General features: G+C 72.2%; 23 protein-coding genes. 6 read left to right on the top strand and 17 right to left on the bottom strand.

Annotated elements, in window-relative coordinates; translation table 11 throughout:
- Positions 1–144: 144 nt before the first annotated feature.
- The 11 genes from ABD714_RS19905 to ABD714_RS19855 all read right to left on the bottom strand — a co-directional run bounded on the left by ABD714_RS19905 (position 145) and on the right by ABD714_RS19855 (position 11,101).
- Positions 145–753: a maleylpyruvate isomerase N-terminal domain-containing protein gene (locus ABD714_RS19905; protein WP_344814189.1), complete on the bottom strand. Its 609-nt coding sequence runs from the start codon at positions 751–753 to the stop codon at positions 145–147.
- Entirely contained in the window at positions 750–1,847 is a 1,098-nt protein-coding gene (gene aroB, locus ABD714_RS19900; RefSeq protein WP_344814188.1) for a 3-dehydroquinate synthase, read from the bottom strand. The genes ABD714_RS19905 and aroB overlap by 4 nt, the downstream gene beginning before the upstream one ends.
- Positions 1,844–2,374: a shikimate kinase gene (locus ABD714_RS19895; protein WP_344814187.1), complete on the bottom strand. Its 531-nt coding sequence runs from the start codon at positions 2,372–2,374 to the stop codon at positions 1,844–1,846. Before ABD714_RS19895 ends, aroB begins: the two co-directional genes overlap by 4 nt.
- The gene (aroC, locus tag ABD714_RS19890) at positions 2,371–3,570 is read right to left on the bottom strand and encodes a chorismate synthase (RefSeq protein WP_344814186.1); all 1,200 of its coding nucleotides are present in this window, start codon (positions 3,568–3,570) and stop codon (positions 2,371–2,373) included. Before aroC ends, ABD714_RS19895 begins: the two co-directional genes overlap by 4 nt.
- 42 nt (positions 3,571–3,612) lie before the next feature.
- Complete coding sequence (locus tag ABD714_RS19885; RefSeq protein WP_344814185.1) at positions 3,613–4,470, bottom strand: shikimate dehydrogenase; 858 nt, start codon at positions 4,468–4,470, stop codon at positions 3,613–3,615.
- On the bottom strand, positions 4,460–5,572 hold the full coding sequence (mltG, locus tag ABD714_RS19880; protein WP_344814319.1) for an endolytic transglycosylase MltG: 1,113 nt from the start codon (positions 5,570–5,572) through the stop codon (positions 4,460–4,462). The genes ABD714_RS19885 and mltG overlap by 11 nt, the downstream gene beginning before the upstream one ends.
- Before the next feature lie 90 nt (positions 5,573–5,662).
- On the bottom strand, positions 5,663–6,151 hold the full coding sequence (gene ruvX / locus ABD714_RS19875) for a Holliday junction resolvase RuvX (protein ID WP_344814184.1): 489 nt from the start codon (positions 6,149–6,151) through the stop codon (positions 5,663–5,665).
- Positions 6,148–8,817, bottom strand: coding sequence for an alanine--tRNA ligase (alaS, locus tag ABD714_RS19870; RefSeq protein WP_344814183.1), 2,670 nt, complete (start codon positions 8,815–8,817; stop codon positions 6,148–6,150). Before alaS ends, ruvX begins: the two co-directional genes overlap by 4 nt.
- A 56-nt stretch (positions 8,818–8,873) precedes the next feature.
- A complete protein-coding gene (locus tag ABD714_RS19865) occupies positions 8,874–9,101 on the bottom strand; it encodes a DUF6167 family protein (protein WP_344814182.1) in 228 nt (75 codons plus the stop codon).
- Between the two features lie 3 nt (positions 9,102–9,104).
- The gene (locus ABD714_RS19860; protein ID WP_344814181.1) at positions 9,105–9,503 is read right to left on the bottom strand and encodes a DUF948 domain-containing protein; all 399 of its coding nucleotides are present in this window, start codon (positions 9,501–9,503) and stop codon (positions 9,105–9,107) included.
- A gap of 209 nt (positions 9,504–9,712) precedes the next feature.
- Entirely contained in the window at positions 9,713–11,101 is a 1,389-nt protein-coding gene (locus ABD714_RS19855) for a replication-associated recombination protein A (RefSeq protein WP_344814180.1), read from the bottom strand.
- Positions 11,102–11,230: 129 nt separating this feature from the next.
- Between ABD714_RS19855 and ABD714_RS19850 the strand changes: the two genes are divergently transcribed.
- Entirely contained in the window at positions 11,231–12,202 is a 972-nt protein-coding gene (locus ABD714_RS19850) for a carbon-nitrogen hydrolase family protein (protein WP_344814179.1), read from the top strand.
- A gap of 39 nt (positions 12,203–12,241) precedes the next feature.
- Here ABD714_RS19850 and ABD714_RS19845 read toward each other — a convergent pair whose 3' ends face one another.
- Positions 12,242–12,742 (bottom strand): GNAT family N-acetyltransferase, encoded by a 501-nt coding sequence (locus tag ABD714_RS19845; protein ID WP_344814178.1) that lies wholly within the window; start codon positions 12,740–12,742, stop codon positions 12,242–12,244.
- Positions 12,743–12,791: 49 nt separating this feature from the next.
- Here ABD714_RS19845 and ABD714_RS19840 point away from each other — a divergent pair, with 49 nt between their 5' ends.
- Positions 12,792–13,547 (top strand): hypothetical protein, encoded by a 756-nt coding sequence (locus ABD714_RS19840; RefSeq protein WP_344814177.1) that lies wholly within the window; start codon positions 12,792–12,794, stop codon positions 13,545–13,547.
- Between the two features lie 9 nt (positions 13,548–13,556).
- Here the strand turns inward: ABD714_RS19840 and aspS are convergent, their stop codons facing one another.
- Positions 13,557–15,329, bottom strand: a complete 1,773-nt coding sequence (aspS, locus tag ABD714_RS19835) for an aspartate--tRNA ligase (RefSeq protein WP_344814176.1) — start codon at positions 15,327–15,329, stop codon at positions 13,557–13,559.
- A gap of 91 nt (positions 15,330–15,420) precedes the next feature.
- Here aspS and ABD714_RS19830 point away from each other — a divergent pair, with 91 nt between their 5' ends.
- On the top strand, positions 15,421–16,008 hold the full coding sequence (locus tag ABD714_RS19830; protein WP_344814175.1) for a hypothetical protein: 588 nt from the start codon (positions 15,421–15,423) through the stop codon (positions 16,006–16,008).
- 10 nt (positions 16,009–16,018) lie between these two features.
- On the opposite strand, the gene ABD714_RS19825 is transcribed toward ABD714_RS19830, so the two are convergent.
- Genes ABD714_RS19825 through hisS form a run of 3 tightly spaced genes read right to left on the bottom strand, consistent with a single transcriptional unit; the run spans position 16,019 to position 19,929 of the window.
- Positions 16,019–17,467 (bottom strand): DUF2252 domain-containing protein, encoded by a 1,449-nt coding sequence (locus tag ABD714_RS19825; protein ID WP_344814174.1) that lies wholly within the window; start codon positions 17,465–17,467, stop codon positions 16,019–16,021.
- Positions 17,464–18,588: a winged helix DNA-binding domain-containing protein gene (locus ABD714_RS19820; RefSeq protein WP_344814173.1), complete on the bottom strand. Its 1,125-nt coding sequence runs from the start codon at positions 18,586–18,588 to the stop codon at positions 17,464–17,466. The genes ABD714_RS19825 and ABD714_RS19820 overlap by 4 nt, the downstream gene beginning before the upstream one ends.
- A 9-nt stretch (positions 18,589–18,597) precedes the next feature.
- The gene (gene hisS / locus ABD714_RS19815; RefSeq protein ID WP_344814172.1) at positions 18,598–19,929 is read right to left on the bottom strand and encodes a histidine--tRNA ligase; all 1,332 of its coding nucleotides are present in this window, start codon (positions 19,927–19,929) and stop codon (positions 18,598–18,600) included.
- 55 nt (positions 19,930–19,984) lie between these two features.
- On the opposite strand from hisS, the gene ABD714_RS19810 reads away from it, so the two are divergent.
- Positions 19,985–20,698 (top strand): DNA alkylation repair protein, encoded by a 714-nt coding sequence (locus tag ABD714_RS19810; protein WP_344814171.1) that lies wholly within the window; start codon positions 19,985–19,987, stop codon positions 20,696–20,698.
- A gap of 133 nt (positions 20,699–20,831) precedes the next feature.
- Complete coding sequence (locus ABD714_RS19805; RefSeq protein WP_344814170.1) at positions 20,832–22,523, top strand: hypothetical protein; 1,692 nt, start codon at positions 20,832–20,834, stop codon at positions 22,521–22,523.
- Here ABD714_RS19805 and ABD714_RS19800 read toward each other — a convergent pair.
- Positions 22,514–23,215: an MBL fold metallo-hydrolase gene (locus ABD714_RS19800; protein ID WP_344814169.1), complete on the bottom strand. Its 702-nt coding sequence runs from the start codon at positions 23,213–23,215 to the stop codon at positions 22,514–22,516. The two genes, ABD714_RS19805 and ABD714_RS19800, sit on opposite strands and share 10 nt — an antisense overlap.
- A gap of 81 nt (positions 23,216–23,296) precedes the next feature.
- On the opposite strand from ABD714_RS19800, the gene ABD714_RS19795 reads away from it, so the two are divergent.
- The gene (locus ABD714_RS19795) at positions 23,297–24,538 is read left to right on the top strand and encodes a DUF349 domain-containing protein (protein ID WP_344814168.1); all 1,242 of its coding nucleotides are present in this window, start codon (positions 23,297–23,299) and stop codon (positions 24,536–24,538) included.
- The last annotated feature ends 41 nt before the right edge of the window (positions 24,539–24,579 follow it).

Below are 24,579 nucleotides of genomic sequence, written 5' to 3'. Positions count from 1 at the left end.
CCTGTGGACGAGCGGAGATCGGGACGAACATGGGGCTCAGTGAGCCTTCGGGCCGCGACACGCCGGCGCGCCACCCGTGAGCCACGGGTTTGGCCGGCCACAGGGCGACGGCGGAACCGGGCCGACCCGGACCCCCGAGCCGACTCAGACGATGCTGAAACCCGGCGGCAGGGAAGCTCGACCGGTCAGGGCGCGCAGAAGCACCGGGGAGTCGGCGCCGAGCGCGACCACGGCGGCGGCCAGCTGGAGCGAGGACCGCCACACCGGCGAGGCGAACGCGGGTGGCGAGACGCCGAGGGCGTCGGCGATGTCCACCCCGTGCACGACGAGCTCGAACGTGCGGGTCTCCAGGTAGACCGAGAGCCGCATGCCGCCCGCGATGGTCGCGATCACCGGGTCGTCGGCTCGCTCGCAGCGGGGCAGCACCCGGTCGACGATCGCCGTGAACGCCTCCGCCGGTGCCGGACCGAGTGCCGCGCCGGCGTCACGGCCGCGTTGGGCGACACCGCCACCGGCATCCGCCGCCAGGCGCCGACCCGCCGCCACGTACGCCGCGGCCGTCGCCAGGTCCTCGCGCTCGGCGGGTCGGTCCAGGTAGGTCTCCACCGTCAGCAGCGCCCGGCTGGTGTGACCGACCAGCGCCCGCAGGTCCCACTCCCCCAGCCCGGGGCCGTCGAAGCGGTCCGCCGGGATCTCGGCGACCAGGTCGGCCACCGCCCGGGCCGCCTGCCCGAAGAGCTCGACCCGGTTCATGCTCGGCTGACAGCCGCGTACGCCGCAGCGAGCAGCTCCGGCTCGGGACCGGCCAGGATCGCCGGTCGGGCCAGACCGTGCAGCACCACGAAACGCAGGGTCGCACCGCGGGACTTCTTGTCCACCGCCATCAGCGCCCGCAGGTCCTCGTACGCGTCGGCCCGGTAGGTGGTCGGCAGCCCCAGCCCGGTGAGCAGGTCCCGGTGGCGGGCGACCAGCTGGTGGTCGATCAGCCCGGCCCGGTGGGCCAGCTCGGCCACGAACACCATCCCGGTGCTGATCGCCTCACCGTGCCGCCAGCGGTACTGCTCGTGCTGCTCGATCGCGTGTCCCAGCGTGTGACCGTAGTTGAGGGCCTCACGTCCCACCCGGGTGCCGACGGACGTCGACTCGCGCAGGTCCGCGGAGACGACGGTGGCCTTCACCTGGACGGCCCGTCGCACCAGCTCGGCCAGCACCGGCCCGGCCGGGTCCAGCGCGGCGGCCGGGTCGGTCTCCACCAGCGTGAGGATCTCGGGATCGGCGATGAAACCGCACTTGACCACCTCGGCCAGTCCGGAGCGCAGCTCGGGGACGGGGAGCGAGACGAGGGTGTCGAGGTCGCAGATGACCCCGGCCGGCTCGTAGAACGCCCCGACCAGGTTCTTGCCCTCGGGGGTGTTGATGCCGGTCTTGCCCCCCACGGCCGCGTCGACCATGGCCAGCAGGGTGGTCGGCACGGTGACCAGGCGGACGCCGCGCAGCCAGGTCGCGGCCACGAAGCCGGCCAGGTCGGTGGTCGACCCGCCACCGATCCCGACCACGGCGTCGGACCGGGTGAAGCCGGCCGAGCCGAGCACCGACCAGCAGCGCGCGGCCACCTGGGCGGTCTTCGCCGCCTCCCCGTCGGGTACGTCCACCTTGACCGGCTCGATCCCGGCCGCGGTCAGTGCGTGCGCCACCCGCTCCGCGGCGTCGAGCATGGTCGGTGGGTGCAGCACCGCGGCCCGCCGCACGCCGTCGCCGACCAGCGCCGGGATCCGGTCGTGCAGGTGGTGGCCGATGACGACGTCGTACGGGTCGTCGGCCGACACCCGCACGGACGCGACGGTCATCCGGCGACCTCGGCGAGCACCGCGGCGACGACCTCGTCGGGGGTCCTGCCGTCGGTGGCCACTGACTGGCTGGCCACCTCGGCGTACAGCGGCGTCCGCTGGTTGAGCAGCTGGATCAGTCGGCCGCGCACGTTGCCGAGCAGCAGCGGCCGGGCCGCGCTCATCCCGACCCGGTCGGCGGCCGCGCCGGCCGACACCTGCAGCCACACCACGTGGTGGTCGGCCAGGGCCTCACGGATGACGTCGGACAGCACCGCGCCACCCCCCAACGAGACCACCGCCGGTCGCTGCAGCAGCTCCAACGTCGTCGACACCTCCAGGGCCCGGAAGGCCGGCTCGCCCTCGTCGACGAAGATCTCCACGATCGGCTTGCCGGCCCGTTCCTCGACCACCGCGTCGACGTCGCAGAACTCCCGGCCCAGCACCGCTGCCAGCCGGCGACCGACAGTCGACTTGCCCGACCCGGGTGCCCCGACCAGCACCACGGGGCGCGCGGCGGCTGCGTCCGGGGCGGTGGGCACGCTCACGAGTGGATCCGCAGACCGCGCTCGGCCACGTCGGCCAGGTAGGCCCGGTGGTTGCGGCGGGTCTCGCCCACCGAGTCGCCACCGAACTTCTCCAGCGCGGCCTCGGCCAGCACCAGGGCGACCATCGCCTCTGCGACGACCCCGGCGGCCGGCACCGCACACACGTCGGAGCGCTGGTGGTGGGCCACCGTGGCCTCGCCGGTGGCGGTGTCGATGGTGCGCAGGGCCCGGGGCACTGTCGCGATCGGCTTCATGGCGGCGCGGACCCGCAGCACCTCACCGGTGCTCATCCCGCCCTCAGTGCCCCCGGCACGGTGGGTGGCCCGGGCGATCCCGTCGGCGCCGGGCACGATCTCGTCGTGGGCCAGGCTGCCGCGGGTCCGGGCCAGGGTGAAGCCGTCACCGACCTCCACCCCCTTGATCGCCTGGATGCCCATCAGCGCGCCCGCCAGCTTCGCGTCCAGCCGGCGGTCCCAGTGCACGTGCGACCCGAGTCCCGGAGGCAGCCCCCAGACGACCACCTCGACGACCCCACCGAGGGTGTCACCGTCCTTCTGGGCGGACTCGACCTCGGCGTACATGGCGGCCGACAGGTCCCGGTCGAAGCAGCGCAGCGGGTCGTCGTCGATGACGCTCAGGTCGTCCAGCGTGGGCAGCAGCCCGTCGGCCGGTCCGGCCACCGACCCGAGCTCGACCACGTGGCTGAGCAGCGTGATGCCGTACGCCTGCTGGAGGAAGTTGGTCGCGACCCGCCCGAGGGCGACCCGGGCCGCCGTCTCGCGGGCGCTGGCCCGTTCGAGGATCGGTCGGGCCTCGTCGAAGTCGTACTTCTGCATGCCGACCAGATCGGCGTGCCCCGGCCGCGGCCGGGTCAGCGGGGCGTTCCGGGCGCGCCCGGCCAGCACGTCGTCGTCGACCGGATCGGCCGACATGACCGTCTCCCACTTGGGCCACTCGGTGTTGCCGACCTGGATCGCGACCGGACCGCCCTGGGTCTCGCCGTGCCGGACCCCGCCGAGGATGGTGACCTGATCGGCCTCGAACTTCATCCGGGCCCCGCGGCCGAAGCCGAGCCGGCGTCGGGCGAGCGCGTCGCCGATGTCGGCGCTGGTCACCTGGACGTGCGCCGGAAGTCCCTCGAGGATCGCCACCAGGGCGGGCCCGTGCGACTCCCCGGCCGTCAGCCATCTGAGCATCGGGCCAGTCTTCCACGGGTGTGAGCGCGCGGGCGCCGGTGATCAGCCGACGGCCAGCGCGGCGTGCCCGGCCCGGTAGAGCACCGCGGCCGGCACCGACGCCTCGGTCATCAGCTCGATCTGCCGGACGGCCTGGTGGACCAGCAGATCGAGACCGTTCAGCACCACCCGGTCCCGGGCCGCCGCCGCCTGGGCCAGCGGGGTCGGCCACGGGTGGTAGATGACGTCGAAGACGCACCGGCTCACCTCGGCCAGCTCCTCGGCCCGGTCGTCGGCCGCCCCGGCGTTCACCGTGGACACGAGCAGGTCGTTCGGGCCGACCGGCTCCTCCCACGGCTGCAGCCGCAGACGCACACCGAGGGTCTCGGCCAGCGGCACCAGCACGGCGGCCCTGGCCGGGGTGCGGGCGACCACTGTCACCTCGTCGACCCCGAGTCGGGCCAGCGACACCAGCGTCGACCGGGCGGTGGCTCCGGAACCGAGGACGGTGGCCCGCCGGGCACCCGCGGCCCCACCGGCGGTCAGCGCGTCGACGAGTCCCCCCACGTCGGTGTTGAACAGCCGTGGGGACCGGTCGGCGCCGCCGAGCGCACCGCCGAAGACCAGGGTGTTGCTCGCTCCGGCCAACCGGGCCAGATCATCCACCTCGCCGAGGGCCAGCGCGGCCTCCTTGAGTGGCATGGTCATGCTCAGCCCGCGCCAGTCCGGACCGCAGCCGGCGACGAAGCCGGACACCTCGTCGGCGACCACCTCGTGCCGCTCGTAGTGCCAGTCGAGCCCGAGGTGGGCGTACGCGGCCCGGTGCAGCGCCGGTGAGAGCGAGTGCGCGATCGGCGAGCCGAGGACGGCGCAGACCCGTTCGCCTGTCTCTCGACCGGGCCGCCCGGGCTCAGCTGTCACAACGGCCCTTCTTGGCCTGGCACCAGGCCTGGAACTCCTTCACGTTCTGGTTGTGCTCGGCGAGGGTGTTGGCGAACTTGGTCTCGCCGGTGTCGAAGTTCACCGTCACGAAGTACATCCACTTGCCGCTGGCCGGGCTGGCGGCGGCTTCGAGGGCCGCCTTGCCCGGAGCGGAGATGGGGCCGGGCGGGAGCCCGGCGTACTTGTAGGTGTTGTACTTCGAGGTGCTGGCCCGGTCCTCGGGCGTGGTGGTGTTGGTCTTCAGGTTCTCGGCGTAGATCACCGTGGAGTCCAGCCCGAGCGGCTCACCCTTGTCCAGGCGGTTGTAGAGCACCCGCGCCACCTTGGCCCGGTCGCCCTCGGCCCGGACCTCCTTCTCGATGATGCTGGCCACGATCACCAGCTCGTACGGTGACCGGTCCAGCTTCTTGGCCTGGTCGACCAGGTCGACCTCGGTGGCCACGTCGTCGAACCGCGCCGCCATCTGCTTCAGCACCGACGTGGCGTTCGCTCCGGCGGTCAGCTCGTAGGTGTCGGGGAACAGGAACCCCTCGGGCCGGTTCTTGGCGTACGACGGCAGGCCCAGCGACTTCGGCTTGTCCAGCGCCTTCTCGAACGCCGACTTCTTGATCTTGGTCCCCTTGACCAGGGCGTCCACCTGGGCGGTCAGCCGCAGCCCCTCCTGGACCGTGAACTGGGCCCGCACCCGGTACTCCCCCGGGTTGATCAAGAGGGTCAGGGCGTCGATCGCCCGCATCTCGGTCTGCATCACGTAGCGACCCGGCTGGATGCTGGTGGACCGCTCCTCCGACGTCACGGCCTCGTTCCAGGCCTGCTCGGACTGGACCACCTTGTCCTCCACCAGGATGTCGCCGATCTGGCTGACGGTGGCACCCTCGGGGACGGTCACGGTGATGCTGCCCTTGCCCGGGCCGGGGTAGTCGGCGACCTCACCCCAGCCGGCGAGCAGACCGCCGGCCCGGTCGTAGACGAAGTAGGCCCCGAACACCAGGACGGCGGCAGCCACCAGCACCGCCAGGCAGCCCTTGCCCTTGTGGACGAACTCGCGGGCCGGGCTCGGTCGCAGATCCGGGTCCAGCATCGATGTCACGCGTCGGTCTCCTGTTCACCTGGTCAGTCCTCCAGGCACACCTGGGGCCCCATCCAGCACCTGGGTGGAGCCCACTCCGGGTCAGTCGTGCGCGTCCGCGATCGATAGTAACTCTCCCGGTGGCTGCCCCGAGTGACGTTCGCTGTCCAGCGCGTGTTCCAGGATCGCGGCCGCCGCGGCGGCGTCGATCCGGGACCGCTGCTGCTTCGCCGACCGGCCGCCGGCGCGCAGTCGCTGCGCAGCGGTCACCGTGGTCAGCCGCTCATCCACCAGCCGGACGGACAGCGGACCTACCGCCCGCGCCAGCTCGGCCACCTGGGTGCGGACGGTCGCCGCGGCCGGTCCCTCGCCGCCGGACAGCGACCGCGGCAGACCCACCACGAGCTCGATCGGCTCGTACTCCGCCACCAGGGCCAGGATCCGTGGAATCGCCGCCGGTCCGGCCGGCACCGCCTCCACCGGGTAGGCGAGGGTGCCGGCCGGGTCGCAGGCGGCCACCCCGATCCGCGCCTGACCCCAGTCCAGGGCCAGTCGCGTCCCGGGGCGCCACCCGCTCGGTGCCGTGGTCACCTCGTGGCGATGCCGCCGATGGCGTACTCGACGTCGGTGAACGCCTGGTCGGCGCCCGCCGCGTTGGTGCCACCGCCCTGGGCCAGGTCGTCCTTGCCGCCACCCCGTCCGCCGAGCGCCTTCGCGGCGATGGTGACCAGCTCACCCGCCTTGACCCCGCGGTGGCGAGCCGCCTCGGTGGTGGCCACGACCACCGCCGGCTTGTCGGCGGTGCCGCCGACGATGCAGACGACCGCTGCCTGGTCGGCCACCCGACCCCGCACCTCGGTGACCAGCGAACGCAGGTCGTTGCCGCTCACGCCGTCGGCGCGGTGCGCGATGTAGGAGATCCCCCACATGTCGTGGGCCTTGGCCAGGATCGCCCCGACCCCGGCCAGCAGGTTCGCCGACTTCAGCGCCGCGATCTCCCGCTCAGCCTCCTTCAGCTGCGCGACCATCCGCGTCACCCGGTCACTCAGCTGGTCCGGCTGCACCTTGAGGGTGTCCGCCAGTCCCATCACCAGCGAGCGCTCCTTGGCCAGGTGCTGGAACGCCTCCATCCCGACGAACGCCTCCACCCGGCGGATGCCGGAGCCCACCGAGGACTCCGCGTTGAGCGCGAGCAGGCCGACCTGGGCCGACTGCGCGACGTGGGTGCCGGCACACAGCTCCCGGGACCACCCGTCGCCCATGTCGACTACTCGGACCACCTCGCCGTACACCTCGCCGAACAGGCCGATGGCGCCGGAGGCCCGCGCCTCGGCCAGCGGCATCAGGGTCGCCGAGACCCCGAGGTCGGCCCGGATCGCCTGGTTGCAGACCTGCTCGATCTCCCCCTTCTGGTCCTCGGTGACACCGTGGTTCCAGCGGAAGTCCAGGCGCATGTAGCCCGGCCGGTTGAACGAGCCGGCCTGCAGCGCGGTCGGTCCGAGGATCTCGTGCAAGGCCTCGTGGATGACGTGGGTGGCCGAGTGCGCCTGGCAGGCGCCGAGCCGCCAGTCGCCGTCGACCAGTGCCTGCACGGTCTGACCGGTCCTCAGCTCGCCCTCGCCGACAGTGACCTTGTGCACGACCAGGCCCTTGACCGGGCGCTGCACGTCGTCGACCCGCAGCCGCAGGCCGTCGGCGGTGACGATCTCGCCGTGGTCGCCGGACTGGCCGCCGGACTCGGCGTAGAACGGGGTCTCGGCCAGCACGACCTCGACCTGGTCGCCCGGCAGCGCCACCTCGCGCAGCTCACCGCCGACCACGATCCCGCGGACCGCTGACTCCTGGGTGAGGGTCTCGAAGCCGGTGAACGGCGTCTCCCCCTCGGCCCGCAGCCGGGTGTAGACCTCGGTGTTGACCCCGCTGCCCTTCTTCGAGCGCGCGTCGGCCTTGGCCCGGTCGCGCTGCTCGGTCATCAGGGTGCGGAAGCCGGCCTCGTCGACCTCCAGCCCCTGCTCGCCGGCCATCTCCAGGGTCAGCTCGATCGGGAACCCGTACGTGTCGTGCAGCTGGAACGCCCGGTCGCCGGACAGCGTGCTGGCCGACTCCGACCGGGCCTTGCTCACGGCCAGGTCGAACAGGTGGGTGCCCTGGGTCAGGGTCCCGCGGAACGCCTCCTCCTCGGCGTACGCGATGTCGGAGATCCGCGCGAAGTCGGTCGCCACCTCCGGGTAGGAGCCCTTCATCGCGTCCCGGCTGACCGGGAACAGCTCGCCGAAGCTCGGCGCGTCCATCCCGAGCAGCCGCATCGAGCGGACCACGCGGCGCAGCAGCCGGCGCAGCACGTAGCCGCGCGCCTCGTTACCGGGCGTGACGCCGTCACCGATCAGCATCAGCGCGGAGCGGACGTGGTCGGCGACCACCCGCAGCCGGACGTCGTCGCCGTGGTCGGCGCCGTAGCGCTTGCCCGCCAGCTCGGCCGCCCGCTCGATCACGGGATAGACCTCGTCGATCTCGTACAGGTTGTCGACGCCCTGCAGCAGGTACGCGACCCGCTCCAACCCCATGCCGGTGTCGATGTTGGGTCGGGGCAGCGGCCGGACGACGTCGAAGTCGTCCTTGGCCCGGACGGCCGACAGCTCCTCCTGCATGAACACGAGGTTCCAGATCTCCAGGAACCGGTCCTCGTCCACGATCGGGCCGCCGTCGGGGCCGTACTCGGCGCCGCGGTCGATGTAGATCTCGCTGCACGGTCCGCCGGGACCCGGGATGCCCATGTGCCAGTAGTTGTCCAGCAGCCCGCGGCGCTGGATGCGGTGGTCCGGCAGTCCGGCGATGTTGGACCACAGCGCAGCGGCCTCGTCGTCGGAATGCAGCACGGTGACCCAGACCTTGTCCGGGTCGAAGCCCAGACCGCCGGCCTCCTGGGAGGTGGTGACCAGGTCCCAGGCGTACTTGATCGCCTCGGCCTTGAAGTACTCACCGAAGGAGAAGTTGCCGTTCATCTGGAAGAACGTCCCGTGCCGGGTGGTCTTGCCCACCTCCTCGATGTCGAGGGTGCGGACGCACTTCTGCACGCTGGTCGCGCGGCTGAACGGGGCCGGCTCGGCCCCGGTGAAGTACGGCTTGAACGGGACCATGCCGGCGTTCACGAACAGCAGGGTCGGGTCGTTGTAGAGCAGGGGTGCCGACGGCACCACCTCGTGGCCGCGGGTGGAGAAGAAGTCCAGGAAGCGGCGCCGGATCTCGGCGGTTTGCATGATGTGGTCCTCGCAGGTGTGTCGGCCCGGGATCGGACCGACGGTCGGTCGGGTGGCTACTGGGGCAGGCCGATCGTGGAGCGGAGCTCCGCCTCACGCTCGGCCTGTGCAGCTCGGACCCGGGCCACGAAGGCCTTGGTCGCGTCGCCCGCCTCCACCACCGACGTCTGCACCCGCTCCACGAGCGCCTCGGGGCTGTGCTTGTCGATGTAGTCGCGCGCCTTGACCACCACGTAGATCGTCACGCCCGCGCCCACGGCGAACCAGAAGACTCGTCCGAACATCACTCAGGCCTCCTGTTCCAGCTCGGCCGGCCGGCGGCGCCCGCCGGTGAAACCCGCCTTGATGCCGTGGGCCAGCGAGGCCACCTTGATCACGGGCGTGCCGACCGCGTGGGTGAGCAGACCGCTGACCTGCGCCGCGTTCTCCGACAGCGCCGCCGCGTTCTTGCTCAGCACCGCCACCTCGTCGGTGACCTGGCCGATCCGGCCGATCTCGCCGTTGGTGACCCGGACCGTGTCCTGCAGCTCGGTCAGGATCGGAACCGACTCCTCGCCGATGTCGTGGACGGTCTGCCGGAGCTCGTCGAGGACCCGGCCCGTCTTCCACAGGGGCACGGCGACCATCCCCACCAGCGCGACGAAGGCGACGGCGGCGATCAGGCCGGCGATTCCTCCAAGAGTCATGCGGGGTTCCCTCTGCTTCGTGGGTCTGGTCAAGGTCGTTGAGAACCCTACCGCCTTCAGATGAGCCCACTCGCGACGACGACGCGCGTTCACCGACTCCGTCGTCGCTCTTCGCGGCGGCGGAGAAGCGTTGCCGCCGCTCATCGCTCCTCCGTACGTCGGGCGCGCCGTCTTCCCGCTCGTGTGCTGGCGGGAGGGTGTCGCTCGCCCTACTTCCGCCCGAGCAGCTCCTCGATCCGGGCGAGCCGCGCCGCCAGCGCCGCCTCCGCGCCGTGGTCGGTCGGGCTGTAGTAGCGGGCGTCGGTCAGCTCGTCCGGCAGGTACTGCTGCTCCGCGATGCCGTGCTGGTGGTCGTGGGCGTACCGGTAGCCCTGACCGTGCCCGTACGTCTTCGCGCCGGCGTAGTGCGCATCGCGCAGGTGCGGCGGGACCAGTCCGATCTTGCCGGCGTGCACGTCGGCCAGCGCGGCGTCGACCGCCGTCACCACGGCGTTCGACTTGGGCGCCAGCGCCAGGGCGATGACCGCCTGGGCCAGGTTGATCCGCCCCTCCGGCATGCCGATGAAGGCCACCGCGTCGGCCGCCGCCACGGCGGTGGTCAGCGCCGTCGGATCGGCCAGACCGATGTCCTCGCTGGCCAGGATGACCAGCCGGCGCGCGATGAAGCGGGGGTCCTCCCCCGCCGCGATCATCCGGGCCAGGTAGTGCAGCGACGCCTGGACGTCGGAGCCGCGGACCGACTTGATGAAGGCGCTGATCACGTCGTAGTGCTGGTCCCCGTCACGGTCGTAGCGGATGGCCGCCTTGTCGACCGCCTGCTCGACGATGTCGGTGCTGATGGTCGTCGCCCCGACCGCCCCCGCCCCGGCCGCCGACTCCTCGAGGTAGGTCAGGGCCCGCCGGGCGTCACCACCGGCGAGGCGCAGCAGGTTGGCCCGGGCGTCGTCGGCCAGCGCGTACGCCCCGCGGAGCCCGCGCTCGTCGGCCAGCGCGCGGTCGAGGAGTCCGGAGATGTCGTCGTCGGTGAGTGGCCGCAGAGTCAGCAGCAGCGACCGCGACAGCAGCGGGGAGATGACCGAGAAGCTCGGGTTCTCGGTGGTGGCGGCGATCAGGGTGACCAGCCGGTTCTCCACCGCGGGCAGCAGCACGTCCTGCTGGGTCTTGGAGAACCGGTGCACCTCGTCCACGAAGAGCACGGTCTGCCGCCCCGTGCGCAGGTCGCGCCGCGCCTGGTCGAGCACGGCCCGGACGTCCTTGACGCCGGCGGTGACGGCGGAGATCTCGACGAACTTCGAGTCGGTCTGCCGCGACACGACCGAGGCGATCGTCGTCTTGCCCACGCCCGGCGGACCCCACAGGAACACCGACATAGGCTCCCCGGTGGCCAGCCGCCGGAGCGGCGAACCCGGGGCCAGCAGGTGCTGCTGCCCGACGATCTCGTCCAGGGTGCGCGGCCGCATCCGGACCGGCAGCGGCAGCCCGCTGTGCTGACCGTCACCGTCTCCGGCCCGGTTCGCGTCGGCCAGGCTGCCGCCGGTGATGGCGGTCGCGGCAGTCGTGGGCGAGCCGATCAGGCCGCCGAACAGGTCCTCACTCATGGCGGGGCCAGCCTACGGCCGCCCGGCCCGCCGCCGAACCGGCGACAAACCCCGGTGACTCTGCCACAGTGGAGACGATCGAGCCGTCCCGGGCGGGTCTCGATCTCGGCTGCGTCGAGAGGAGCAGTCATGGCCACCGTGACGGTCGCCGCCGTGCAGGCGGCCTACATCCTGATGGACCAGCAGGCCTGCCTGGACAAGGCGGTTACGTTGCTGCAGAGTGCCGCGGCGGGCGGCGCGAAGATCGTCGTGTTCCCGGAGGCCTTCATCCCGGGAACACCTCTCTGGATCGACTCCCGACCGATCTGGGACGGGGACGGTGACTGGTACGCGATGCTGGTCGACCAGGCAGTGGTCGTGCCGGGGCCGGTGACCGACACGCTCGGCGCGGCCGCCCGCGAGGCCGGCGTCTACCTGGTGATCGGGGTGCAGGAGCGCGAGGCCCACGGCGCCACCGTCTACAACACCACCCTCTACCTGGACTCCGCTGGCGATCTGGCGGGCAAGCACCGCAAGCTGATGCCGACCGGCTCCGAGCGCACCGTCTGGGGGATGGGCGACGGCTCCACCCTCCCGGTCATCGACACCCCGTACGGGCGCCTCTCCGGGCTGACCTGCTGGGAGAACTACCTGCCCCTGGCGCGCTACTACCTCTACAGCCAGGGCGTGGACATCTGGGCCGCGCCCACGCTCGCCCCCAGTGACGGCTGGATCGCCACCCTGCGGCACATCTCGCTGGAGGGCCGCTGCTACGTGATCGGCGTCAACCCGTGCCTCACCGTCGACCAGATCCCGGCGGACTTCCCGCACCGCGACCGCGTGTGGCCGACCCTCGAGAGCGGGACCTGGGTGGAACACGGCAACAGCGTGATCGTCGACCCGACCGGCACCATCATGGCCGGACCCGCCCGGCACGAGGAGACCATCCTGTACGCCGAGGTCGACCTGGCCGCGGTGCGCGCGGCACGTCGCCTCTTCGACCCGGTGGGCCACTACAACCGGCCGGACGTCTTCCAGCTCGGTGTGGACACCCGGCCGCGATCGTCGGTCGTCCAGCGCGACCTGGCGCACCAGCACCGGCCGGGCGACGTCACGGGCTGAGGACCGAGCGACGCCGCCGGGATCTCTCGAAGTCCCGGCTCAGTCTGTCGCCAGCCGGGCGTGGGTCTCGACGTCGAAGCGCAGGTCGCCGTAGCGGAGCTTGGACCGCTCGATCCCCTCGGCGGCGAAGCCGGCCCCGGTCGCGACCCGGCAGGAGGCGACGTTCTCCACCCGGTGGCCCAGCTCCAGCCGGAACAGACCGAGGTCGGCGAAGGCGTGCTCGGCCAGGGCGCTCAGGGCACGGGTCGCGAGCCCGCGTCCGCGGAACGCGGCTGCGACCCAGTAGGAGACCCAGGCCGTGTCGTGACGGTGCTCGAGGTGGGTCAGACCGACGTTGCCGACCACGACCCCGTCGACGCAGATCGCCAACGGCAGCCGATCCTCCGCCGGCGCCAGCGCCTCGCCGATGAACCTGACGCACGCGTCCTCGCGGCGGAGGTCCACCTCGCCGAGCTGCAGACCCAGGTCCGGGCTGGCGGCCACCGCCCGACGCAGGTCGGCCGCATCCGTCGTCGACCAGGGTCGCAACGCGAAGTCCATCCGGCGATGATCCCAGTCAGCCGTCGGCCGCGGGACTACGGTGCTGCGAATGAGGAGCAACCAGACCGGTGGGGCCGGCGAGACCACCACGGTGGGCGGCGCGCTGCGGGAGCTGGTGGGCGCGAGCGAGACGCGGCTCGCGCTGGTGCTCGCCACCCTGGTGGTCGGTGCCGGTGCGGCCTTCATCCTCGCCTTCATCCTGCAACCGTCCGACCGGACCCTGGTCGCGGTCGCCCCCCTGGTCCAGGTGATCATGTCGGTGCTGACCCCGCTCTCGACCGCCGTGCTGACCTACGACCTCCGCGACCCGGACGGTGACTTCCGGTCGCGGACCGCGGTGCCCCTTCGGTCCCGCTGGATCGCCTCAGGTCTCTACGGTCTGGCGGTCGGCGCGGCCGGAGTGGTCATCGCGGCCGTCGCCGTCGCGGTCGTCGTCGGCGCGAACCCACCCTTCGACCCCTGGGCGGGCGCCGTTCCGGTGGTGGTCGGCAGCCTCCTGGTCCAGCTCATCCCCGTGGGCGTCGGCTGCGCCGCGGGTCTGCTGATTCCTCGCGCGGGACTGGCGGCCCTGGCCACGGTCGTGGTCCCGCTGACGTTCACGCTGCTCGTCGGGCTGCTCACCCCTCAGGGCACGGCCGACTGGGTCACGCCCCTCGGGGCCGCGAGCCACCTCGTCCCCGGCCCGATGACCGCGATCAACTGGGCGCAGTGGATCGTCACCGCCGCGCTGTGGGTGGTGCTCCCGAACGCGATCGGCGCCCGCCGGCTGAGGGACCGAGCCGACCGGTCCGCCCGGAACGACTGAGACCCGTGATCAGGACGCCGGCGTGGCGTCGACCCCGGCCTCCTTGCGCTGCGCGGGCGTGATCGGGGCCGGTGCGTCGGTCAGCGGGTCCACCCCGCCCCCGGACTTCGGGAAGGCGATGACCTCACGGATCGAGTCGGTGCCGGCCAGCAGCGCGCAGATCCGGTCCCAGCCGAAGGCGATGCCGCCGTGCGGCGGTGCGCCGAAGGCGAACGCGTCCAGCAGGAACCCGAACTTGGCTTGGGCCTCCTCGGCCGACAGTCCCATCACCGCGAACACCCGCTCCTGGATGTCGCGGCGGTGGATACGGATCGACCCGCCGCCGATCTCGTTGCCGTTGCAGACCAGGTCGTACGCGTACGCCAGCGCCGCCCCCGGGTCGGTGTCGAAGGTCTCCAGCGACTCCGGCTTGGGCGAGGTGAAGGCGTGGTGGACAGCGGTCCAGGCTCCGGACCCCACGGCCACGTCACCCGCGGCGACGGCGGCGGCGGCCGGCTCGAACAGCGGCGCGTCCACCACCCACAGGAACGACCAGGCCGACTCGTCGATCAGCCCGCAGCGACGACCCACCTCGAGCCGGGTCGCGCCGAGCAGCGCCTGGGCGCCGCGGCGCGCACCGGCGGCGAAGAAGACGCAGTCCCCGGGCTGGGCGCCGACCGCGGCGGCCAGCCCGTCCCGCTCGGTGTCGGAAAGGTTCTTGGCCACCGGGCCGCCGAGGGTGCCGTCGTCGGCCACCGTGACGTAGGCGAGGCCGCGGTGCCCGCGCTGCTTGGCGAACTCCTGCCAGGCGTCGAAGGTGCGGCGCGGCTGGCCGGCTCCGCCGGGCATCACGACGGCACCGACGTAGTCGGCCTGGAAGACCCGGAACGGCGTGTCGGCGAAGTGGGCGGTGAGGTCGGTGATCTCGGTGGAGAACCGCAGGTCGGGCTTGTCGGAGCCGTAGCGTTCCATCGCCTCGGCGTACGTGATCCGCGGGAACGTGGCCGGCACCTGGTAGCCGATCAGCTGCCAGATGGCGGCGATCAGGTCCTCGGTCAGCGCGATGATGTCGTCCTGGTCGACGAAGCTCATCTCGATGTCGAGCTGGGTGAACTCCGGCTGCCGGTCGGCCCGGAAGTCCTCGTCGCGGTAGCACCGCGCGATCTGGAAGTAGCGCTCCATCCCGGCCACCATCAGCAGCTGCTTGAACAGCTGCGGGCTCTGCGGCAGGGCGTACCAGCTGCCGGGCTTCAGCCGGGCCGGCACCAGGAAGTCACGGGCACCCTCGGGGGTGGAGCGAGTGAGCGTGGGCGTCTCGATCTCCACGAAGTCGCGCTCGACCAGCAGGTTGCGGGCGACCTGGTTGACCCGGCTGCGCAGCCGCAGGGCGTGCGCCGGGGCGGGCCGGCGCAGGTCCAGGTAGCGGTACTTCAGCCGGGCCTCCTCGCCGACGGTGACCCGCTCGTCGATCTGGAACGGCAACGGACCCGACGAGTTCAGCACCTCGATCGCCGTGGCGGCGACCTCGATCTCACCACTCGGCAGCTCGGGGTTGGCGTTGCCCTCGGGTCGCAGCTCGACCACGCCGGTGACGGCGACGCAGAACTCGTTGCGGAGGTCGTGCGCGCCGGACGCCTCGAGGATCTCGTCCCGGATGACGACCTGGGCGACGCCGCTCGCGTCCCGCAGATCGACGAAGGCCACCCCGCCGTGGTCTCGACGCCGGCCCACCCAGCCGGCTAGGACGCATGACTGACCGGCGTCGGTGGCACGCAGGGTGCCGGCGCCGTGGGTGCGGATCACGGGATGAGTTCCTCCAGGTCGGGCGGCCGTTCGCGGACACGAACGGCTGGTCGATCCTACGGGGGATGGCCCGGGGAGGTAGAACTTGTTTATGAGGCGTGTGCTGCTGGCCCTCGTCGCCGTGGGTCTGATCGCGTTCACCGGCGTCGTCAACCCGACACCGGCCGCTGCCTGCTCGTGTCTGGGAGTCTCGACGCGGCGTGCGGCCGAGCAGGCCCAGGCGGTGTTCCTCGGCACCGTCACCCGGGTGGACCAGACCCGCATCGGCGGTGAACGAGCCACCGAGCTCCGCTTCGACGTCAGCCGGGTCTACAAGGGCACCGTCTACAGCGACCAGGTGATCACCACACCCGTCGACTCAGCCGGCTGCGGGCTCACTCCCGACGTCGGCTCGACGTGGGTGATCTTCGCCAGCGGGTCCATCCAGGGCGAGGGCAGGACCGCGAAGCTCCGGCTGACCACCACCTTGTGCAGCGGCAACCTCTCCGGTGACACAGCACCCCGTTCCCTGGGCCGGCCGGGCGCCCCCCTTCCGGGCGCCTCGGACCGGTTGGAACGCTCGGAGACGACCGATGCCCGGCTGACCCGAGGCCTGGTGATCGGCGGCATCGGGGTGCTCGGGCTCGGTGCGCTGATCGGGATCGGGCTCGCCTACCTCTGGCGGCCGAAGCGGAGCTGAGCGGATCCGGTCAGGGCCGGAAGGCCGAGCCCGCCTTGTCCAGGGCACCCTTCTCGATCGGCAGCCGGCCGGCCCGGGCCGCCGCCACGAAGGCCGCGTGGTCGACCTCGGTCTGGTCGGCGTACGCGGCCGCGAACCGGCACATCGCCTGCTCGATGTTGTCGCCCTGGCCGAAGTAGCCGGCGATCATGGACGCGCCGCTGGTCCGGGCGTGCCCCTTGGCCAGCAGATGACCCACGATGCCCGCGTAGTCGGTCAGCGCCGCGCTGTCGATGGCGTCCAGCGGGATCGTGCCCTTCATGTTCCGGAACTGCCGGACGTAGTACTGGAAGTCCCCCACCGTGGTCCAGCCCAGCAGCGGGTCGCTGACCGTCTGCAGGGCCTGCTGGTACTCCACCACGCGCTGGCCCTGGTGGGCGTGCCAGGCCGACTCGCCGTGCACGTACGGCGCCAGCACCGAGCGTCGGGCCTGTTTGAGCTGCAGGAACAGCACGTCGTCGGGGCTGCTGCCCTCCAGCAGGACCACGAACGCCCGCAGCCCGACGCTGCCCACGCCCACCACCTTGTGGGCGATGTCCAGGATCGTGTAGCCGCCCACCACCCGGCGCCAGTGGGGGGCCAGCGTCTCGAGATAGCCGTCCAGCGCCTCGGCGATCGCGTCCTCCTCCGCCCGCATCACGTGGGTGATCAGCGGCGGCTCCTCCACGATCTGCCGCTTCCCGTCGTGCTCGCGGGTGAACCGCGGCAGGGCCCGGTCCGAGGTGCGCTCGCGGGCCCGTCTGGCCGTACGCGCGATCTCGGCCCGCAGCGTCTTCTCGGTGGCCGTCTCGTGCAGCCGGTGGACGTCGAGCCGGTTGTAGGAGCGCATCAGCAGCGGCTCGTCGGCCAGGAACACGACCTCGTCGCGGTAGGCCCGGACGCACGACGCGACCGAGTCGCCGCACTGTTGCTCGCTGCTGCCGTTCTCCCGCCCGGCGACCCAGATGCTGGCCACCAGCCGCCGCAGGTCCCACTCCCAGCCGCCGGGGTGCGCCTCGTCGAAGTCGTTCAGGTCGATCACCAGCTCGCCCTCGGGCGAGGCGTAGAAGCCGAAGTTGCCCAGGTGCGCGTCGCCGCAGATCACCGGGGTGATCCCGGTGGCCGGCAGGGCCGCCACGTCGGCGGCCATCACGATCGCACTCCCCCGCAGGAACCCGTACGGCGAGCCGACCATCCGGGCCACCCGGGTCGGGACGAGCCAGTCCAGGCGGCCCTCGTGCGACTGCCGGATCAGCTCGACGGGGTCGGGCCGGTCGGGTCGGACCTCCCAGCGCCCGAGCGCGGACCGCGGCACCTTCTTCCGCAGCGCCTTGCCCATCGCGTACCGCTCCCGGCGGGAGGTGGGGCGCTGGCGCAGCGAGCCGTACGGCGCGCTGTCGGCCTCGGCGAGCACGACGTGCCCGTTGCCGGCGGTGGTCATCGTCCGTCCCACTCCTCTCGGACCGCCTCGGCGTCCAGGAACTCCGCCAGGCGGTCCAGCTCCGCGTCCACGGCCGCCCGTTGGGCGGACGTGGTGCCCGGGGCCAGAGCAGCCGCGACCCGGACCGTACGCCGCCGACCTTCGACGATCGTCCGCCGCCACACTCCCACGCTGGTCAGGCCCGCCAGCACCGAGCCCCAGCGGAGGTCGGCGTCCGGTGGGTGCGGGTGCCCGGTGGCCAGCGGGAAGCCGAGCCGGGGATAGCTCAGCGTCAGCTCGTCGTAGAGCGGCAGCAACCGCACGACGTCCCGCACGGCGGCCGGTGCGACGTCGGGCGCGGCGGGGTCCCACCACACCTCCTCGGTCCCGACCACCGCGGACTCGAGCCGGTCGGCCACCCGCCCGGCCGCGGCCCGCGCCGCGGTCAGGGTCAACGAGGACCAGCGGGCGAAGTCCCGCACGCTGGTCGGTCCGTGGCCCACCACGAACCGGTGCCAGAGCTCGGCCAGCGGGTCGTCGGGGGTACGCACCGGGCGTCCGGCCAACCGCTCGCTCACCAGCGCGTAGGTGTGCTGCTGGCCGCGCAGCGGACCGCTGACGATCAGGCCCTCCAGCTCGGCGTGCATCACCAGGTAGCTGAGGCGGAAGCCGACCGGCGACTCGATCCCGGCTGCCGCCAGCCGCTCCCCGATCTCGCTGCGGGTGAGGGTCCGGCCCCCGTCGAGCAGCGCGACCAGCAGGTCGCAGGCCCGGGCGGCGGTGGCCGCGTCCACGCCCTCCCGGCGGTACATGCCTGCGTTCTTGACGTGCACCCGGTCGGCGGTCGCGGCCAGGATCCAGCCGAGGTCGGCCGGGGCCACCAGGTGCCAGGTCGGCCGCAGGACGTGGGTGCGCAGCAGGTCCCCGGCGTCGAAGGCGGCCAGGATCTGGTCGTGCGTCGTCCCGGCGGACCGCATCCCCACCGACCAGACCGCGTGGGCCCACTCCTGGGCCTGGACGCAGGCGAGCAGCTCGACCACCGCGGCCGCCGAGGGCAGCGGTTCCCCGACGAGCCGCTGGGTCGCGACCCGGCGCGCCAGCGCGGTGTCCCCGTCGAGCGCAGGGGTCTCGTCCGGGGCCATGGTCGGACCCTAGGCCGGACCGCTGACGGTCGGACGCAGGTCGGCGGTGTCGGGCTCCCACCGGTCCGGATCCGCCGGCAGCTGCTCGCCGGAGCGGATGTCCTTGACCTCGCTGTGGGGCGGTGCCCCGAACCACACGTACGGGATCCGGCGGCGGTCGGCGTAGCGGATCTGCTTGCCGAACTTGTCGGCTTTGGGCGCCACCTCGGTGGAGATCCCGCGGGCCCGCAGCTTCTCGGCCACCGCGACCGCGGAGTCGCGCGTCTCCTCGTGGTCGACGGCCACGAGGACGACGGTGGGCACCGGCCGGGACGCGGTCAGCAGTCCGCGGGAGAACAGCGGCGCGAGCAGCCGGGTGACGCCGATGGACAGACCGACCCCGGGGTAGGTCGTCTTGCCGTCACTGGCCAGCGAGTCGTACCGGCCACCGGAGGACACCGAGCCCCAGCCCTCGGAGCCGACCAGCTCGGTCTCGTAGACGGTGCCGGTGTAGTAGTCCAGACCGCGGGCGATCTTCAGGTCGGCGACCAGCCGCCCGGGGACGTGGCGGGCGGCGGTCTCCACCACCGCGGCCAGCAGCTCCAGTCCGGCGTCGAGCTCGGGGTCGGTGACGCCCAGGGCCCGGACCCGGTCCACGAACGAGCCGTCGGCGGCGGAGATCCCGGCCAGCTCGATGCACGCGGCGGCCTGGGTGGTCGACAGACCCAGCCCGGTGAGCAGCTCGGTGACCTTGTCCGGCCCGATCTTGTCCAGCTTGTCGACCTGGCGGAGCACGGCGGCGGGGTCGGTGATGCCGAGACCGGTGTAGAAGCCCTGGGCCAGCCGCCGGTTGTTGACCCGCATCAGCACCGGCGGCAGCCCGAGATCGGTGTGCAGCCGCTCCAACGCCTGCAGGGTGACCAGGGGCAGCTCGACGTCGTGGTGCGCGGCCAGCGTGCCGGCGTCGACGATGTCGATGTCGGCCTGGGTGAACTCGCGGTACCGGCCCTCCTGCGGGCGCTCGCCGCGCCACACCTTCTGGATCTGGTAGCGCCGGAACGGGAAGGACAGCTGGTGCGCGTTCTCCAGCACATAGCGGGCGAACGGCACGGTCAGGTCGAAGTGGAGACCCAGCTCGGCCTTGGCGTCGTCGGCGGCGTGCAGCCGCTGGACGGCGTACACCTCCTTGTCGATCTCGCCCTGCTTGGCGAGCCGGTCGATCGGCTCAACGGCCCGGGTCTCGATCGAGGCGAACCCGTGCAGCTCGAAGGTCTCCCGCAGCCGATCCAGCACGTACTGCTCGACGATGCGCTGGTCGGGGGTGTACTCGGGGAATCCGGACAGGGGACGGGGTCGGCTCACGGGGCCCGATCTTAGAGGGGGCGACGCTGTCGGTCGGTTCGGTCATCATGGGCGGATGCAGGAGCGGACGCAGCTCGGGACCGAGGCGAGAGCGTTGGTCACCGCGGTGCGGGAGGGGCTCTCGGCGTCCGCCGATCCCGACCGGGCCGTCCAGCAGCAGCGCTACATGAAGTCGACCATGCCTTTCCGGGGTGTGCCGGCGCCGGTGCTGCGGTCGGTCGTCGGTCCGCTGGTCGCCGACCACCAGCTGCACGACCGGACGCAGTGGGAGGGCGTGGTGCGGACGCTGTGGGACCAGGCCGCCTACCGCGAGGAGCGCTACGCCGCCCTGTCGATCGCCGGTGACCGCCGGTACCGCAGCCACCAGGACCCCGACTGTCTCGACCTGTACGAGCACCTGGTGGTCACCGGCGCCTGGTGGGATCACGTGGACGTGGTGGCCATCCACCTGATCGGGCCGATCCAGCGAGCCAGCCGGCCGGCCCTGGACGCCACCCTGCGGGCCTGGGCGACGGACCCGGACCGGTGGCTGCGCCGGACGGCGATCATCCACCAGGTCGGGTCGGCCGAGGAGCTCGACCGGCAGCTGCTGGTCGAATGCCTGCTCCCCAACCTGGCGGATCGAGAGTTCTTCATCCGCAAGGCCATCGGCTGGGCTCTCCGCCAGCACGCTCGGGTCGACCCGGACTGGGTGCGCGGCTTCGTCGCCGAGCACGAGGACCGGATGTCGGGACTGTCGCGACGCGAGGCGACCAAGCACCTGACCTGACGTCGTGTTCAGCCGACGACCCTCCAGATGGTCGACCAGTGACGATCGCGCCGCGCTGAATGTCCTGCCAGGTAAAGAAGATCGGCGAACAGAGCTCTTCCCGCGGGGCGATCGAGGGAGTATAATCGATCACATGTTCGACACCAGGTTGGAGGCTGCGCTGGGAGACCGGCGCGCGTTGGCTGACCTGTCCGCGGCGGTGCAGAACGACCACAAGATCGCGGGCTGTCGCAAGCTGGTGCTGGCAGCGGCCTGGGCTGACGCGCACTCCGGGGTCGACGATCCCGACGGTGGGCCGTGGGTCGAGCAGCTGGTGGCCCTGGGCCCCGTCGGGTGTCCACCGGTGGCTGAGACCGCGGCCGCCGGTCTGGTGCTGCCGTTCCAGACCTCGGTGCTGGGGGCGCGGGGTTGGATCTCGGATGCGTTGAACCTGCGGCACCGGCTGCCCCAGCTGTGGGCGCGGGTGGTGGCCGGGGAGGTGCATCACTGGAAGGCGCGGGAGATCGCGCAGCAGACGGCTCGGCTGAACCCGGTGACCGCCGGGATCGTGGACGCGCAGATCACCCGCTGGACGGAGCAGCTTCCTTGGGCGAGTGTGCTGCGGGCGCTGGAGGCGATCATCCTGGAGGTCGATCCTGCGGCGTACCACGAACGGGAACAGCTGGCGGCGGCGAAGCGGGAGGTGCGGGCGACGCAGTCGGAGAACGGACTGCGGACGTTGATCGCCCGCGGTGAGTCCGGAGACGTGGCGCTGATGCTCGCCTTGTACGGGCAGGTCGCCGAGGCGTTGGCCGACGAGGGTGACGAGGATCCACTGCCGGTGCGGCTGTCCAAGGCGATCGGGGTGATCGCCAACCCGACGCGGCTCATCGACCTGCTGGCCCGCCACCACGACGACCCCGACCCGCACCGCGAGCCGTGGGTGCAGGTCGCCGCCCACCAGGACGATCCGACCGATCCGTGGGCTGACGACCTACCCGCTGCAGGTTGGGAGACCTCCCGCCACGGCAACCATCACCAACCGGGACTCGACGACGACTGCTGGGACGACCAGACCGAAGGCGGCGACGAGGTCGAACTGTCGGAGGAAGCGCCGATCGACGACGCCGACCTCGCCTGGCACGCCGGCCGACGTGAGACCGAAGCGGCCACGGCCACCCCCTCGGAGCCAGAGGGCCGCGCTGTGGTGCGCGCGGACTGGCCCGCTGCTCGTGGACGGCCCCGGTGGCGGGCACTGACTCCAGCAGAGCTCGCCGCGTCGCGCCCCACCGCGGTGCTGCACGTCCACCTCGCCGACCAGACCCTGCGTGACGGACGCGGCGTGGTGCGGTCCCCGGATGGTCCGATCACGGTCGAGCAGCTGCGTCGCTACCTGGTCCAGACCGACGCGAATGTGATCGTGCGGCCGGTGGTCGACCCGGCAGAGACGGCCTCAGCCGACGCGTACGAGATCCCGCTCCGACTGCGGCGAGCCATGGCGGTCCGGCACCCGCGCTCGGTGTTCCCGCACTCCCCGGCAACTGGCCGGATGGACCTCGACCACACCCGCCCGTGGCAGCATGATGGACCAGCCGGCCAGACCGGCCTGGGCAACCTCGGTCCTCTCGCCAGGTCCGAGCACCGCGCCAAGACCGTCGGCTGCTGGCAGAGTCGACAACCAGAACCAGGCACGTACCTCTGGCGATCTCCTGAGGGCTGGATCGCGATCACCACCAACCAGGGCACCCTCACACTCGGACACAACGACTGGGCCCATCAGCTGTGGAACCCAGCGGCGCCCGCGGCCGCACTCCCGGGTGTCCGAGAGCCCGTCGCTCAGAGCTGACCGGGCTGCAGGTACGGGTTCGTCGCGCGCTCGCGGGCCATCGTGGTCTGCGGACCGTGGCCCGGCAGGACCGCGGTCGTGTCCGACAGCGGCAGCACCTTGGATCGCAGACTGCGCAGCATCGCGGCGTGGTCCCCGCCGGGGAGGTCCGTCCGTCCGATGGACCCGGCGAACAGCACGTCGCCGGAGAACACCAGCTGGTCGAGCTCACCGCCGCCGGGCGCCGTCGACGGGTAGTCGCTGCGGTACATCACCGACCCCCGGGTGTGCCCCGGGGTGTGCAGGGCGTCCAGCCTGACGCCGGCGATCTCCAGCACCGCACCATCGGTCAGCTCGCGCACGTCGTCCGGCTCGGCGAAGGTGGTGGTGCCGCCGGTCAGCTGGGCGAGCAGCTGGTGGGTCTCCGGTCCCATCGCGCGCAGCGGGTCGGCGAGCAGGGCGCGATCGTCCGGGTGGACCCAGCAGGTGGCGTCGTAGCCACCGCAGAGCGGGGCGACGGAGAACATGTGGTCGAGGTGTCCGTGGGTCAGCACCACCGCCACCGGCTTCAGCCGGTGCTCCGTCACCACCTCGCGGACGCCGTCGGCGGCTCCCATCCCGGGATCCAGGATCACGCACTCCGCGCCGGGCTCGGTGGCGACCACGTAGCAGTTCGTCTGCCACGGACCGGCGGGGAAGGAGGCGATGAACACGTCGCCGAGACTAGCCACCGCGTGGCCCACGCTGAGAACCTGTTGTGACCCGCGCCGACCGATCAGGCAGGATAGGGCCCTATGAGCGACGGCGCGGGGCCTGCCTCCTACGGCCGGGTCGACGAAGACGGGACGGTGTACGTCCGCACACAGGCGGGCGAGCGATCTGTCGGCCAGGTGCCGGACGTGCCACCCGAGGAGGCGCTGACCTTCTTCACCCGCCGCTTCGAGGCCCTCGAGCTCGAGGTGTCGCTGCTGGAGAAGCGGATCGCCTCCGGGGCGCTCTCCCCCGACGACGCCGTGTCCTCCATCAGGACCGTGCGCACAGCGGTGACCGACGCCCACGCCGTGGGCGACCTCGACGGCCTCGCCGCCCGGCTGGAGGCTCTGGTCCCCAAGGTGGCCGAGCAGCGCGCCGCCCGCAAGGCTCAGAAGGCCGAGGCCACCGCCCAGGCCAAGCAGGCCAAGGAGCGGTACGTCGTGGAGGCGGAGAAGCTCGCGGCCGGCAACGACTGGCGTGGCGGGGTCAACCGCTTCCGGGAGCTGCTCGACGAGTGGAAGGCGCTCCCCCGCCTCGACCGGGCCACCGACGACGAGCTGTGGCACCGCTTCTCGAGCGCCCGGACCACCTACACCCGACGCCGTAAGTCGCAGTTCGCCAAGGAGTCCGAGCAGCGCGAGTCGGCTCGGGCCACCAAGGAGAAGCTGGTCACCGAGGCCGAGGCGCTGCAGAACTCCACCGACTGGGGTCCGACCACCAGCGAGTACCGCGACCTGATGACCCGCTGGAAGGCCGCCGGCTCGGCTCCCCGGGGCGTCGACGACGAGCTGTGGAAGCGGTTCCGGGGCGCGCAGGACGTCTTCTTCGGCGCCAAGTCGGCCGCCATGTCGGAGCAGGACAGCGAGTTCAAGGCCAACGGCGTGGCCAAGCAGGCGCTGGTCGAGGAGGCCGAGACGATCCTCCCCGTACGGGATCTGGCCGAGGCCCGGGCCGCCTACCGCACGGTGCTGGAGCGGTGGGCCGAGATCGGCAAGGTGCCGCGGGAGATGATCAGGCCGCTGGACAGCCGGCTCCGTGCTGTCGAGTCCGCTATCAAGGGCTTCGAGGACGACCAGTGGCGCCGGACCAACCCCGAGGCCCGCGCCCGCGCCGAGGAGACGGCGAGCAAGCTCGAGGCGCAGATCGCCACCCTGGAGGAGAAGGCCGCCAAGGCGGAGTCCCGCGGGGACGCCAAGGCGGCCCGCGACGCGACCGCTTCCGCCGAGACCTACCGCGAGTGGCTGGCCCAGGCGCGCAAGGCGGCCGACGACTTCAGCGGCTGAGTCTCTGAGCCACGACAGGCGTCCCAGACGTCGCGGAGAGT

This window comes from Microlunatus aurantiacus, assembly GCF_039536605.1.
Taxonomy (GTDB): domain Bacteria; phylum Actinomycetota; class Actinomycetes; order Propionibacteriales; family Propionibacteriaceae; genus Microlunatus; species Microlunatus aurantiacus.
The sequence above is the reverse complement of the archived record's forward strand: the minus strand, read 5'-3'. Positions and strand labels throughout refer to the sequence as shown.

Bases quoted from the DNA above. Each gene is read 5' to 3' on its own strand.
- ABD714_RS19795 (WP_344814168.1), top strand. From the start codon at position 23,297: ATGAGCGACGGCGCGGGGCCTGCCTCCTACGGCCGGGTCGACGAAGAC.
- ABD714_RS19840 (WP_344814177.1), top strand. From the start codon at position 12,792: ATGAGGAGCAACCAGACCGGTGGGGCCGGCGAGACCACCACGGTGGGC.
- aroC (WP_344814186.1), bottom strand. From the start codon at position 3,570: ATGCTCAGATGGCTGACGGCCGGGGAGTCGCACGGGCCCGCCCTGGTG.
- ABD714_RS19830 (WP_344814175.1), top strand. From the start codon at position 15,421: ATGAGGCGTGTGCTGCTGGCCCTCGTCGCCGTGGGTCTGATCGCGTTC.
- ABD714_RS19820 (WP_344814173.1), bottom strand. From the start codon at position 18,588: ATGGCCCCGGACGAGACCCCTGCGCTCGACGGGGACACCGCGCTGGCG.
- ABD714_RS19905 (WP_344814189.1), bottom strand. From the start codon at position 753: ATGAACCGGGTCGAGCTCTTCGGGCAGGCGGCCCGGGCGGTGGCCGAC.
- ABD714_RS19850 (WP_344814179.1), top strand. From the start codon at position 11,231: ATGGCCACCGTGACGGTCGCCGCCGTGCAGGCGGCCTACATCCTGATG.
- aroB (WP_344814188.1), bottom strand. From the start codon at position 1,847: ATGACCGTCGCGTCCGTGCGGGTGTCGGCCGACGACCCGTACGACGTC.
- ABD714_RS19825 (WP_344814174.1), bottom strand. From the start codon at position 17,467: ATGACCACCGCCGGCAACGGGCACGTCGTGCTCGCCGAGGCCGACAGC.
- ABD714_RS19845 (WP_344814178.1), bottom strand. From the start codon at position 12,742: ATGGACTTCGCGTTGCGACCCTGGTCGACGACGGATGCGGCCGACCTG.
- alaS (WP_344814183.1), bottom strand. From the start codon at position 8,817: ATGCAAACCGCCGAGATCCGGCGCCGCTTCCTGGACTTCTTCTCCACC.
- mltG (WP_344814319.1), bottom strand. From the start codon at position 5,572: ATGCTGGACCCGGATCTGCGACCGAGCCCGGCCCGCGAGTTCGTCCAC.
- ABD714_RS19865 (WP_344814182.1), bottom strand. From the start codon at position 9,101: ATGTTCGGACGAGTCTTCTGGTTCGCCGTGGGCGCGGGCGTGACGATC.
- ABD714_RS19855 (WP_344814180.1), bottom strand. From the start codon at position 11,101: ATGAGTGAGGACCTGTTCGGCGGCCTGATCGGCTCGCCCACGACTGCC.
- ABD714_RS19810 (WP_344814171.1), top strand. From the start codon at position 19,985: ATGCAGGAGCGGACGCAGCTCGGGACCGAGGCGAGAGCGTTGGTCACC.
- ABD714_RS19860 (WP_344814181.1), bottom strand. From the start codon at position 9,503: ATGACTCTTGGAGGAATCGCCGGCCTGATCGCCGCCGTCGCCTTCGTC.
- ABD714_RS19805 (WP_344814170.1), top strand. From the start codon at position 20,832: ATGTTCGACACCAGGTTGGAGGCTGCGCTGGGAGACCGGCGCGCGTTG.